Source organism: Flavobacterium sp. UM26, from assembly GCF_057922445.1.
Genome location: NZ_JBVHCY010000011.1, coordinates 148,444 through 159,159, shown reverse-complemented (window position 1 = coordinate 159,159; position 10,716 = coordinate 148,444). Strand labels below are relative to the sequence as shown.

Sequence of the window (10,716 nt, the reverse complement as noted above, 5' to 3'; positions counted from 1 at the left end):
AATAACTTATGAAAGGCACAACAAACCTTCGTGTAATTCTTATTCGAAGGCTTGTTATGTCTTTTTTTAAACTAAAAAATAAATAAATTTTTAGTTTGTATATATCATAGTAATCGGGGCTAGTAGTTGTCAATTGGTTTTTTTTGCAATCATTTTGTATCCTCTTCTAAATACTGAAGATAAAAATGTAATTTTGTCTCACTATTTCATTAATTCAATTGCAAAGTAATGTCAGCAATTATCAAACTTAAATTTTTCTTTGAAAAACACGGCTTTCATGTGTCTTCACGTTTAGCCGATAAATTAGGAATGCGTGTTACAAATGTTCGTTTGTTCTTTATTTACTTGTCATTTGTTACAGCAGGTTTATGGTTTGCAGTGTATTTAACTTTAGCTTTTTGGATTCGTTTGAAAGATTTAGTCCGCGCAAAAAGATCTTCCGTATTCGATTTATAAAAAAGAAGCCGTTTCAGTTTTGAAACGGCTTCTTTTTTAAATATAAAATTGACTATTGTTCAGTCTCTTCGTTGTTTAATTTTGATCTTGTTTTACTATATCCAAAATATACTATGATTCCAATAGCAAGCCATCCCAAGGATAGTAACTGTGCATCTAAACTCAAGTTAATCATTAAATAAGTATTGATTAAAATTCCACAAATAGCAATTATAGGTAAAGCAGGTACTTTAAAAGTTCTGGTTAAATTGGGTTGCTTTACTCTTAGAATCCAAACCGCAATACAAACCATTGTAAAGGCAAATAAAGTTCCAAAACTAGTCATATCTGCAAGTTTGTTAATAGGGGTAAAAGCGGCAACAGTCGCTATGATTCCACCTAAAATCATCAAGTTGGTTCTTGGAGTTCCAGAAATTGGATTAACTCTTGAAAATACTTGAGGAATCAAACCATCTTTAGACATACCCAAGAAAATTCTAGATTGTCCCATAATCATAACCATCAATACTGAAATTAATCCAACAGTAGCCGCAATTGTTATAATGAATCCAGCCCAACCTTGACCTGCATTGTCGAAAGCATAAGCAACAGGAGCTTTGATAGCATCAGGATATTTTCCTAGCGGATTAAAATCTTGGTAATTCATCATTCCAGTCAAAACTAATGACACAAGAATGTAGAGAAAAGTACAAATCAATAACGAAGCAATAATAGCAAACGGTACATCTTTTTTAGGATTAATTGCTTCACCAGCTTGTGTTGAAACAGCGTCAAAACCAACATAAGCAAAGAAAATAGCTGCAGCACCAGAAACGATTCCTGTTAACCCGTATGCATTATGAGTGGATTCTTTCTCAATAATTTGAGTAGCCTCAGGAATAAAAGGATGCCAGTTGTCAGTATTAATGAAAAAAGCTCCTGCAATAATCACAAACAAAACAGCAGATACTTTAAGAAGTACAATCAGATTATTCGCTGTTGCGGCACTTTTTGTACCTTTTATCAAAATAGAAATTACAAATAATACAATTAAAAATGCTGGTAAATTCATTGAAAAACCTTCTCCTGTATAACTAGCAGGATCAGTTGTTAGGTATTCTGGCAAAACAATGTGAAACATTTTAAGTAGTTTATTGAAGTAGCCTGACCAAGAAACGGCGACCGTCATAGATCCCATAGCATACTCTAGAATAAGACCCCAGCCTATAATCCAAGCGAAAATTTCTCCAATTGTTCCGTAAGCATAAGCGTATGCAGATCCTTCAACAGGTAAAATAGAAGCAAACTCTGAGTAACATAGAGCAGCAAAAACACAGGCAATACCTGCAATTATAAATGAAATTGCTAAAGCAGGGCCAGCATGATAATACGCTCCTGTTCCTGTAAGAACGAAAATACCACCACCAATAATGGCTCCAACGCCAATAGCAGTAAGGCTCCATTTTCCAAGAACCCTTTTCAAATTACTTTTTTTCATATCGGCTTCAAAAGCTGATATTGGTTTAACTCTCCAAATTGACATGGTTATTTGTTGTTTTAGTTATTAAGTTCCAAATGTATTGTTTTTTATAAAAAATAAAAAAAATTATCTCTTGTAAGCCTATTTTTTTTCAAATTTCTATCTGTAAAATAATAATACTATAGATTATGAATTAGTTATGTTTGTTGTTATTGTTTAAATACTGTGTATTTTTCTTGTTAAGATATTGTGTTTTTTTTATTTTTAGCTGGAATATTAATTGCTTTATGATGTTGAATAGGTTTTTGTTTTACTTAAAGTTTACCAATAGTCAGCGAAAAGGGCTTTTGGTTTTATTTGGAATTATAATCATTTTACAATTGGTTTATTGGTTTGTTGGAGAAAATGTTAATAATAGTATTCCTTTAGCCGCAAAAGATTGGCTTTCGTTACAAGTAAAGATTGATGAGCTAAAGAACAACAAACAGACAAAGAGTACTCTTTACCCGTTCAATCCTAATTTTATATCAGACTATAAAGGGTATAAATTAGGAATGTCTGTAGAAGAAATTGATCGACTGCATGCTTTTAGAAAAACAAATCGTTATGTAAATTCTGTAGAAGAATTTCAAAAGGTAACTGGTGTTTCGGATGTTCTCTTGAGCAAAATTGCTCCTTTTTTTAAATTTCCTGATTGGGTGAATGGAAAAAAAGAGAATAATAGGGAAGCAATTATTTTTTATGGTACAAAAGACAGAAAGAAGCTAGTTAAGATGGATATTAATTTTGCCACAAAAGAAGATTTAATTAAGGTTTACGGTATTGGTGAGGTCATAGCGAATCGAATAATCGCTCAAAGAAGTAGTTTGAAAGGTTTTGTGGCTATGGAACAATTAAATGAGGTCTGGGGGTTGTCTCCAGAAGTAATCGAAAATGTAAACAGTCAGTTTTATGTGTCTAAATTACCGGAACTCGAACTAATCGATGTGAATAACGCTTCTTTAAAAGAACTGTCTCAGTTTATTTACTTCAAATATGCATTGGCTAAACAAATCTTAATTTATAGAAGCATGAATGGTGATTTTAAAAATATTGAGGATTTGTCAAAAATTAAGGGTTTTCCTGTTGATAAAGCAAAAATAATTGCGTTATATTTGAAGTTCTAAAAATAAAACAAAAAACGCATTTTATGAATTCAGTATATTTTTCAGAAGAACATGATTTGTTTAGGGCAAGTTTAAAGGATTTTTTGCAGAAGGAAGTGGTACCTTATATTGAGCAATGGGAAAAATCTGGAACTATCGACCGTTTTATTTGGAAGAAGTTCGGAGAGATGGGTTTTTTAGGTATTTCTTATCCTGAAGTATACGGTGGTCTAAATCTAGATTTATTTTATATGGTGATTTTGTTAGAAGAACTTCAAAAAATAAAATCATCTGGTTTTGCAGCGGCTATTTGGGCACATGTTTATTTAGCAATGACACATCTAAATGCGGAAGGTGATGAAAGAATAAAGAAAGAATATTTGGTTCCAAGTATAACTGGTGAAAAAATTGGAGCGTTGTGTATATCAGAGCCTTTTGGTGGGAGTGATGTTGCAGGAATGCGAACAAATGCAATAAAAAAAGGAGATAAGTACATTATAAACGGATCCAAAACATTTATTACTAATGGGGTCTATGCAGATTATTATGTTGTTGCTGCTAAAACAGATCCTGCACTTGGGAATAAAGGAATTAGTATTTTTTTAATGGATACTTCATCTAAAGGAATTTCGGCGACCAAATTAGATAAATTAGGTTGGAGAGCTTCTGATACGGCGGAAATTGCATTTGATAATGTAGAAGTGCCATTAGAAAATCTGATGGGGGAGGAAAACAAAGGTTTTGCTTATATTATGCAGCATTTTGCTTTGGAACGTTTGATTATGGCAATTAATGCACATGCTAGAGCAGAATTCGCTTTGGATTATACCATTGATTATATGTCTAGCCGTGAGGCATTTGGAACAACAATAAATAAGTTTCAAGCTTTACGTCACGCTCTTGTGGAGCATGCAACTGAGGTAGAGCATTGTAAAATCTTCAATTATGCTGCTGTTGCACGCTTAGATAAAGGAGAATATGTAGTCAAAGAAGCAACGATGGCTAAATTAAAATCAACAAAAGTGGCTGATGAAACTATTTATAGCTGTCTTCAAATGTTAGGGGGGTATGGTTATATGGAAGAATATCCACTTGCAAGATTATTTAGAGATAGTCGTTTAGGTCCGATAGGAGGAGGTACTTCAGAAATATTAAAGGAAATATTGTCAAAAATGATTATTGATAAACAAAATTATAAACCTGCGGTAAAATAATTATCTGTAAATAATTGTAAATTAATAAAACTTTACTACTTTTGCGCACTTAACGAAAGGAGGTGATAAAATTATGTTAATTATACCAATTAAAGACGGAGAAAATATCGATAGAGCATTAAAGCGCTATAAAAGAAAATTTGATAAAACTGGAACTGTTCGTCAATTAAGAGCGCGTACTGCTTTTATTAAGCCATCAGTAATCAATAGAATGAAGTTTCAAAAAGCAGCTTACATTCAAAATATGAAAGATAGTTTAGAGAATATCTAAAATTCTATTTTCAAAATTTAGTACCGTTAGTGATTAAAGTTTTATAACTTTGATGCTAACGGTTTTTTTTATTTTATTATTTTATGACTTCTACTAAAGCAGCTTTTAGTGATTATCTTGTTTTGGAGAAAAATTATTCATTACTCACGCAAAAAGCGTATTGTGATGATTTGGATGCTTTTGAGTTGTTTTTACAAGAAGCTTCTTTTGAGGTTGTTCTAGAGCAGGTTGCTTATGTTCATATTCGGGCTTGGGTGGTTTTTTTAGTAGATTCGGGATTGAATAATGTGTCTGTGAATAGGAAAATTGCTTCCTTGAAGGCTTTTTATAAATTTTTATTAAAAACAAAACAAATTTCTGTTAGTCCGTTGCTGAAGCATAGGGCGTTAAAAACTTCAAGAAGTGTACAGATTCCATTTTCTGAAAAAGAGATGAATAGTCTTGATGATGTTTTGAGTGATGATTCTGATTTTGACTCTTTAAGGGATAGGTTGATGATTGAAATGTTTTATGCTACAGGAATGCGTAGGGCTGAAATTATTAATTTGAGGTATAAGGATGTAAATGTTGGTGCTGCTTTTATAAAAGTGCTTGGTAAGAGAAATAAAGAAAGGATAGTCCCAATGTTGTCGATGTTGGTAGGTCGTATTGAGTTGTATATAAAGGAGCGATTAAAATTGGAAGAGTTGGTCGACTTTGAATATTTTTTTGTAACTTCAAAAGGGTTAAAATTAAGTCAATCTTTTGTCTATCGAACAATTAATTCGTACTTTAGTGATGTCTCTGAAAAGGTAAAAAAAAGTCCTCATGTCTTAAGGCATACTTTTGCGACTCATATGCTAAATAACGGGGCGGATTTAAATTCAATAAAGGAATTATTAGGGCATTCAAGTTTGGCGTCTACTCAAGTATATACTAATAGTAGCTTATCGGAGTTGAAAAAAGTATACAAGCAAGCGCATCCAAGAAGCCAGAAATAGTTTTCTTTCATGTTTAACCACAAAAAAATAATGATTATGAAGGTAAATGTTCATGCAGTTAACTTTACTGTTGACAGAAAGCTAGTTGATTTTGTTCAAGTTCGATTGGATAAGTTGGAAAAATATTATGATAAGGTAGTTTCTTCGGATGTTTTTATGAAGGTTGAAAAGACAAGTGATAAGGAAAATAAGGTAGTTGAGGTCAAGATTAATGTTCCGGGGGATGATTTTTTGGTAAAAAAACAATGTAAAACTTTTGAAGAAGCAGTTGATTTGTCGGCTGAATCATTGGAGCGTTTGTTGGTTAAAAGAAAAGAAAAAATAAGATCTCATATTTAATTCAATTTTTTTTCAAAAAATGTTTTGATTAAGAGATAAAATCTATACATTTGCAGTCCGTTAGAAATAGCGGACTTTTTTATTGATAATTGCCAGTGTAGCTCAGTCGGCTAGAGCAGCTGATTTGTAATCAGCAGGTCGTGGGTTCGAGTCCCTCCACCGGCTCAATGTAGGTTCAAATATTGTTTGAGCGCGTTCTTTAAAGGTTATGGTTAAAAGGGGAGATACTCAAGCGGCCAACGAGGGCAGACTGTAAATCTGCTGTGAAAACTTCGCAGGTTCGAATCCTGCTCTCCCCACAAATTTAGAATAAAAGATTAGAGATAGTAGGTCGTATGTTCTGCGCTTCCTAATCAAGGATTCTGCCGACTTAGCTCAGGGGTAGAGTGCTTCCTTGGTAAGGAAGAGGTCACGGGTTCAATTCCCGTAGTTGGCTCAAGTAAGTAGGAAATTGAAATAAATATATAACTAAGATTAAAAATTAAGTAAAATGGCAAAGGAAAATTTTACCCGTACGAAACCCCATTTGAACATTGGTACAATTGGGCACGTAGATCACGGAAAAACTACATTAACTGCAGCAATTACTAAAGTATTGTCTGATGCAGGTTACTGTCAAGCAAAATCATTTGATCAAATTGATAATGCTCCAGAAGAAAAAGAAAGAGGTATTACTATTAATACTTCTCACGTTGAGTATGAAACTTCTAACCGTCACTACGCTCACGTAGACTGTCCAGGTCACGCGGATTACGTTAAGAACATGGTTACTGGTGCTGCTCAAATGGACGGTGCTATTCTTGTTGTTGCTGCTACTGATGGACCAATGCCACAAACTCGTGAGCACATCTTGTTAGGTCGTCAAGTTGGTATTCCAAGAATCGTTGTATTCATGAACAAAGTGGATATGGTTGACGATGCTGAGTTGTTAGAGTTAGTTGAAATGGAAATCAGAGACTTGTTATCTTTCTATGAGTATGATGGAGATAATGGTCCAGTTATTCAAGGTTCTGCTCTAGGAGGATTGAATAATGATCCAGTATGGGTTCCTAAGATTATTGAATTGATGGAAGCTGTTGATGCTTGGATCGAAGAGCCAGAAAGAGATGTAAACAAACCATTCTTGATGCCAGTTGAGGACGTATTCTCAATCACAGGACGTGGAACTGTTGCTACTGGTCGTATTGAAACAGGTGTTGCTAATACTGGAGATCCAGTTGAAATCATTGGAATGGGAGCTGAAAAATTAACTTCTACAATTACTGGAGTTGAGATGTTCCGTAAAATCCTTGACAGAGGTGAAGCTGGTGATAACGTAGGTATCTTGTTAAGAGGTATTCAAAAAGAAGATATTAAGAGAGGAATGGTAATCTGTAAACCAGGTTCTGTTAAGCCTCACGATCACTTCAAAGCTGAGGTGTATATCTTGAAAAAAGAAGAAGGTGGACGTCACACTCCATTCCACAATAACTACCGTCCACAATTCTACGTACGTACAACTGACGTAACTGGTATTATTTCTTTACCAGCAGGTGTAGAGATGGTAATGCCTGGTGACAACTTAACTATCGAAGTTAAATTGTTAAGCGAGATTGCATTAAACGTAGGTTTACGTTTTGCTATCCGTGAAGGTGGTAGAACTGTTGGTGCAGGTCAGGTGACTGAAATCCTATAGTTTTAAACTATAATAAATTCTCAAGCCAGTAACTATTACTGTTACTGGCTTTAATACGGGCGTAGTTCAAGGGTAGAATAGCGGTCTCCAAAACCGTTGATGGGGGTTCGAATCCCTCCGCCCGTGCAATATAAAACACAGAGTATAAATATGGCAAAAGTTGTTAATTACATTTCAGAAGCATTTGAAGAATTAAAATCAAATGTTACTTGGCCAGCTTGGGCTGAGGTTCAACGTCTAACAATTGTTGTTGCTGTTTTTTCAGTACTATTCGCTTTGGCAACTTGGGGGGTAGATGAAATGTTTGCAAAAGCATTAGAGAGATTTTTTAACTGGTTGAAAGCGTAAATTTCTGGGGATGACTGAAAATAATTTGAAAAAGTGGTATGTCGTTCGTGCTGTAAGCGGGCAAGAAAATAAAGTAAAAGCATATATCGAGACTGAAATCGCTAGATTAGGGATGGAGGATTACGTATCTCAAGTATTGGTGCCTACTGAAAAAGTAGTTACTGTTAAGGAAGGAAAAAAAATTGCAAAAGATAAAGTTTATTTTCCGGGATATGTAATGATAGAAGCTAACTTGGTTGGTGAGATACCTCATATTATTAAGTCAATTACTAGTGTTATTGGTTTTTTAGGGGAAACAAAAGGTGGTGAACCTGTTCCTTTAAGAATGGCAGAAGTGAATCGGATGTTAGGAAAAGTAGATGAGTTGACGGTTAGTACAGATACTCGTTCTATTCCGTTCAATGTTGGTGAAACGGTTAAGGTTATTGATGGACCGTTTAATGGTTTTAATGGAACTGTTGAAAAAATCAATGAAGAAAAGCGTAAACTTGAGGTAATGGTTAAAATTTTCGGAAGAAAAACGCCATTAGAATTGAGTTTTATGCAAGTTGAAAAAGTATAATTTTGTTACACTATAATAATCACACAATCGCTTCCAATGATTGTCGTGTTAAATTTTTTAAAAAATGGCTAAAGAAATTAGTAAGGTAGTTAAACTACAAGTTAAGGGAGGTGCTGCGAATCCGTCGCCACCGGTTGGACCTGCTTTAGGAGCTGCTGGGGTTAACATCATGGAGTTTTGTAAGCAATTTAATGCTAGAACTCAAGATAAACCTGGCAAAGTGTGCCCAGTACAAATTACTGTGTACAAAGACAAATCATTCGATTTTGTTGTTAAGACTCCTCCTGCAGCCGTTCAGTTAATGGAAGCTGCAAAGCTAAAATCTGGTTCAGGTGAGCCTAATCGTAGAAAAGTAGCTAGTGTTACTTGGGAACAAATTAGAGCGATTGCTGAAGACAAAATGCCAGACTTAAATGCATTCACTATTGAGTCTGCTATGAGTATGGTTGCTGGAACAGCTAGATCTATGGGTATAACTGTATCAGGAGATTCTCCTTTTTAATTAAGAGAAAAACATGGCAAAATTGACAAAAAAGCAAAAAGAGGCTGCTTCAAAAATTGAAAAGAACAAATTGTACTCTTTGAAAGATGCTGCTGCATTAATTAAAGAGGTTGCTTCTGCAAAATTTGATGAGTCTGTTGATATCGCAGTTAGATTGGGTGTTGATCCAAGAAAAGCGAATCAAATGGTGAGAGGTGTTGTAACTCTACCTCATGGAACTGGTAAAGATGTAAAAGTTTTAGCATTAGTTACTCCAGATAAAGAAGCAGAAGCAACTGCTGCTGGTGCTGATTATGTAGGTCTAGATGATTATTTACAAAAAATAAAAGATGGTTGGACAGATGTTGATGTTATCATTACTGTACCTGCTGTTATGGGTAAATTAGGTCCATTAGGTCGTATTTTAGGACCTAGAGGTTTAATGCCAAACCCAAAAACAGGTACTGTAACTATGGATGTTGCAAAAGCTGTTCAAGAAGTTAAAGCTGGTAAAATCGATTTTAAAGTTGATAAAACTGGTATTGTACATGCTGGAATTGGTAAAGTTTCTTTTGGAGCGGAGCAAATTTTTGACAATGCACACGAACTTATTCAAACATTAATCAAACTTAAGCCAACTGCTGCTAAAGGAACCTATATTAAAGGAATTCACCTTACAAGCACTATGAGTCCAGCTATTGCTTTGGACCCAAAAGCAGTATAATTGGTAGTTAAAAATTTTTAGTATGACTAGAGAAGAAAAATCAATCGCGATTGAAGATTTAACTGCACAGTTAGCTGGTACAAACATTGTATATGTATCTGATATTTCTGGCTTAGACGCAGAAACAACTTCAAACTTGAGAAGAGCTTGTTTTAAAGCAGGTATTAAATTAGAGGTAGTTAAAAACACTTTGCTTGCAAAAGCAATGGAAGCTTCTGATAATGATTATGGAGATTTGCCATCAGTTTTGACTGGTAATAGTGCTATTTTTATTGCAGACATAGCTAATGCACCTGGAAAAATCATCAAAGATTTTAGAAAAAAAGCTGCTAAACCAATTTTAAAAGGAGCTTATATCAATTCTGAGATATACATTGGAGATGATCAATTAGATACTTTAGCTACAATTAAATCGAAAGAAGAGCTTATTGGAGAAATCATTGGATTATTACAATCTCCAGCTCAAAGAGTTATTTCTGCTTTACAAAATCAATTCGCTAATAGCGAAGAGACAGAAGCATAAAATATCTCAGCAAGGACATTCCTTGTTGCTTAAATTAGCGCACAATAAATAAATTATATTTTTACAAATCATTTTAAAACGATAGAAAAAATGGCAGATTTGAAACAATTCGCAGAACAATTAGTTAATTTAACTGTAAAAGAAGTTAACGAGTTAGCAACAATATTGAAAGATGAGTATGGAATCGAACCAGCTGCTGCAGCTGTTGTAGTTGCTGCTGGTGGTGGTGAAGGTGCTGCTGAAGAAGCTCAAACAGAATTTACAGTTGTATTGAAAGATGCTGGTGCATCTAAATTAGCTGTTGTGAAATTAGTAAAAGAACTTACAGGTTTAGGTTTGAAAGAAGCTAAAGATGTAGTTGATAGTGCTCCTAGCAACGTAAAAGAAGGTGTTTCTAAAGAAGAGGCTGAAGGTCTTAAAAAATCTTTAGAAGAAGCTGGAGCTGTAGTTGAGCTTAAATAGTTAAACTCAGTTTTGAGAACTAGGTTTAGGTCTTGGATTAAGTTCCAAAGACCTAAACCCTTTTTCGTATAATAAAT

14 protein-coding genes and 4 tRNA genes are annotated in these 10,716 nt (G+C 34.3%); 17 read left to right on the top strand and 1 reads right to left on the bottom strand.

Going from position 1 to position 10,716, the window contains the following annotated elements; genetic code table 11:
* Window positions 1-228 precede the first annotated feature (228 nt).
* Window positions 229-456 carry a hypothetical protein gene (locus ACZ1AQ_RS13405; RefSeq protein ID WP_064716527.1) on the top strand — a complete coding sequence of 76 codons (228 nt, stop codon included), beginning with the start codon at window positions 229-231 and terminating at the stop codon, window positions 454-456.
* Window positions 457-508: 52 nt separating this feature from the next.
* Here the strand turns inward: ACZ1AQ_RS13405 and ACZ1AQ_RS13400 are convergent, their stop codons facing one another.
* Entirely contained in the window at window positions 509-1,978 is a 1,470-nt protein-coding gene (locus ACZ1AQ_RS13400) for an APC family permease (protein ID WP_489633378.1), read from the bottom strand.
* Between the two features lie 224 nt (window positions 1,979-2,202).
* On the opposite strand from ACZ1AQ_RS13400, the gene ACZ1AQ_RS13395 reads away from it, so the two are divergent.
* The 16 genes from ACZ1AQ_RS13395 to rplL all read left to right on the top strand — a co-directional run bounded on the left by ACZ1AQ_RS13395 (window position 2,203) and on the right by rplL (window position 10,639).
* On the top strand, window positions 2,203-3,081 hold the full coding sequence (locus tag ACZ1AQ_RS13395) for a ComEA family DNA-binding protein (protein ID WP_489633377.1): 879 nt from the start codon (window positions 2,203-2,205) through the stop codon (window positions 3,079-3,081).
* Window positions 3,082-3,104: 23 nt separating this feature from the next.
* Window positions 3,105-4,274: an acyl-CoA dehydrogenase family protein gene (locus ACZ1AQ_RS13390; protein ID WP_489633376.1), complete on the top strand. Its 1,170-nt coding sequence runs from the start codon at window positions 3,105-3,107 to the stop codon at window positions 4,272-4,274.
* 73 nt (window positions 4,275-4,347) lie between these two features.
* Window positions 4,348-4,545, top strand: a complete 198-nt coding sequence (gene rpsU / locus ACZ1AQ_RS13385; protein WP_064716531.1) for a 30S ribosomal protein S21 — start codon at window positions 4,348-4,350, stop codon at window positions 4,543-4,545.
* Window positions 4,546-4,628: 83 nt separating this feature from the next.
* Window positions 4,629-5,525, top strand: coding sequence for a tyrosine-type recombinase/integrase (locus tag ACZ1AQ_RS13380; protein WP_489633375.1), 897 nt, complete (start codon window positions 4,629-4,631; stop codon window positions 5,523-5,525).
* Between the two features lie 36 nt (window positions 5,526-5,561).
* A complete protein-coding gene (gene hpf / locus ACZ1AQ_RS13375; RefSeq protein ID WP_489633374.1) occupies window positions 5,562-5,864 on the top strand; it encodes a ribosome hibernation-promoting factor, HPF/YfiA family in 303 nt (100 codons plus the stop codon).
* 91 nt (window positions 5,865-5,955) lie between these two features.
* Window positions 5,956-6,029: transfer RNA gene (locus ACZ1AQ_RS13370), tRNA-Thr, on the top strand.
* Window positions 6,030-6,082: 53 nt separating this feature from the next.
* A tRNA-Tyr gene (locus ACZ1AQ_RS13365) sits at window positions 6,083-6,163 on the top strand.
* A gap of 65 nt (window positions 6,164-6,228) precedes the next feature.
* Window positions 6,229-6,300 (top strand) — tRNA-Thr (locus tag ACZ1AQ_RS13360).
* Window positions 6,301-6,354: 54 nt separating this feature from the next.
* Window positions 6,355-7,539, top strand: a complete 1,185-nt coding sequence (gene tuf / locus ACZ1AQ_RS13355) for an elongation factor Tu (protein ID WP_489633373.1) — start codon at window positions 6,355-6,357, stop codon at window positions 7,537-7,539.
* A gap of 55 nt (window positions 7,540-7,594) precedes the next feature.
* Window positions 7,595-7,665, top strand: a tRNA-Trp gene (locus ACZ1AQ_RS13350).
* Between the two features lie 24 nt (window positions 7,666-7,689).
* Entirely contained in the window at window positions 7,690-7,887 is a 198-nt protein-coding gene (gene secE, locus ACZ1AQ_RS13345; RefSeq protein WP_489633372.1) for a preprotein translocase subunit SecE, read from the top strand.
* A 10-nt stretch (window positions 7,888-7,897) separates the two neighbouring features.
* Window positions 7,898-8,449 carry a transcription termination/antitermination protein NusG gene (gene nusG, locus ACZ1AQ_RS13340; RefSeq protein ID WP_489633371.1) on the top strand — a complete coding sequence of 184 codons (552 nt, stop codon included), beginning with the start codon at window positions 7,898-7,900 and terminating at the stop codon, window positions 8,447-8,449.
* Between the two features lie 64 nt (window positions 8,450-8,513).
* On the top strand, window positions 8,514-8,951 hold the full coding sequence (gene rplK, locus ACZ1AQ_RS13335; protein ID WP_489633370.1) for a 50S ribosomal protein L11: 438 nt from the start codon (window positions 8,514-8,516) through the stop codon (window positions 8,949-8,951).
* Between the two features lie 13 nt (window positions 8,952-8,964).
* Window positions 8,965-9,654 carry a 50S ribosomal protein L1 gene (gene rplA / locus ACZ1AQ_RS13330; RefSeq protein ID WP_489633369.1) on the top strand — a complete coding sequence of 230 codons (690 nt, stop codon included), beginning with the start codon at window positions 8,965-8,967 and terminating at the stop codon, window positions 9,652-9,654.
* 22 nt (window positions 9,655-9,676) lie between these two features.
* Window positions 9,677-10,177: a 50S ribosomal protein L10 gene (rplJ, locus tag ACZ1AQ_RS13325; RefSeq protein ID WP_489633368.1), complete on the top strand. Its 501-nt coding sequence runs from the start codon at window positions 9,677-9,679 to the stop codon at window positions 10,175-10,177.
* A gap of 90 nt (window positions 10,178-10,267) precedes the next feature.
* The gene (gene rplL / locus ACZ1AQ_RS13320; RefSeq protein WP_300977835.1) at window positions 10,268-10,639 is read left to right on the top strand and encodes a 50S ribosomal protein L7/L12; all 372 of its coding nucleotides are present in this window, start codon (window positions 10,268-10,270) and stop codon (window positions 10,637-10,639) included.
* Window positions 10,640-10,716: the final 77 nt, after the last annotated feature.

Excerpts from the sequence above, each read along its gene's own strand:
- secE (WP_489633372.1), top strand. The coding sequence starts at position 7,690 with ATGGCAAAAGTTGTTAATTACATTTCAGAAGCATTTGAAGAATTAAAA.
- rplK (WP_489633370.1), top strand. The coding sequence starts at position 8,514 with ATGGCTAAAGAAATTAGTAAGGTAGTTAAACTACAAGTTAAGGGAGGT.
- ACZ1AQ_RS13380 (WP_489633375.1), top strand. The coding sequence starts at position 4,629 with ATGACTTCTACTAAAGCAGCTTTTAGTGATTATCTTGTTTTGGAGAAA.
- tuf (WP_489633373.1), top strand. The coding sequence starts at position 6,355 with ATGGCAAAGGAAAATTTTACCCGTACGAAACCCCATTTGAACATTGGT.
- hpf (WP_489633374.1), top strand. The coding sequence starts at position 5,562 with ATGAAGGTAAATGTTCATGCAGTTAACTTTACTGTTGACAGAAAGCTA.
- rpsU (WP_064716531.1), top strand. The coding sequence starts at position 4,348 with ATGTTAATTATACCAATTAAAGACGGAGAAAATATCGATAGAGCATTA.
- ACZ1AQ_RS13395 (WP_489633377.1), top strand. The coding sequence starts at position 2,203 with ATGATGTTGAATAGGTTTTTGTTTTACTTAAAGTTTACCAATAGTCAG.
- ACZ1AQ_RS13405 (WP_064716527.1), top strand. The coding sequence starts at position 229 with ATGTCAGCAATTATCAAACTTAAATTTTTCTTTGAAAAACACGGCTTT.
- ACZ1AQ_RS13400 (WP_489633378.1), bottom strand. The coding sequence starts at position 1,978 with ATGTCAATTTGGAGAGTTAAACCAATATCAGCTTTTGAAGCCGATATG.
- nusG (WP_489633371.1), top strand. The coding sequence starts at position 7,898 with ATGACTGAAAATAATTTGAAAAAGTGGTATGTCGTTCGTGCTGTAAGC.
- rplJ (WP_489633368.1), top strand. The coding sequence starts at position 9,677 with ATGACTAGAGAAGAAAAATCAATCGCGATTGAAGATTTAACTGCACAG.
- rplL (WP_300977835.1), top strand. The coding sequence starts at position 10,268 with ATGGCAGATTTGAAACAATTCGCAGAACAATTAGTTAATTTAACTGTA.
- ACZ1AQ_RS13390 (WP_489633376.1), top strand. The coding sequence starts at position 3,105 with ATGAATTCAGTATATTTTTCAGAAGAACATGATTTGTTTAGGGCAAGT.
- rplA (WP_489633369.1), top strand. The coding sequence starts at position 8,965 with ATGGCAAAATTGACAAAAAAGCAAAAAGAGGCTGCTTCAAAAATTGAA.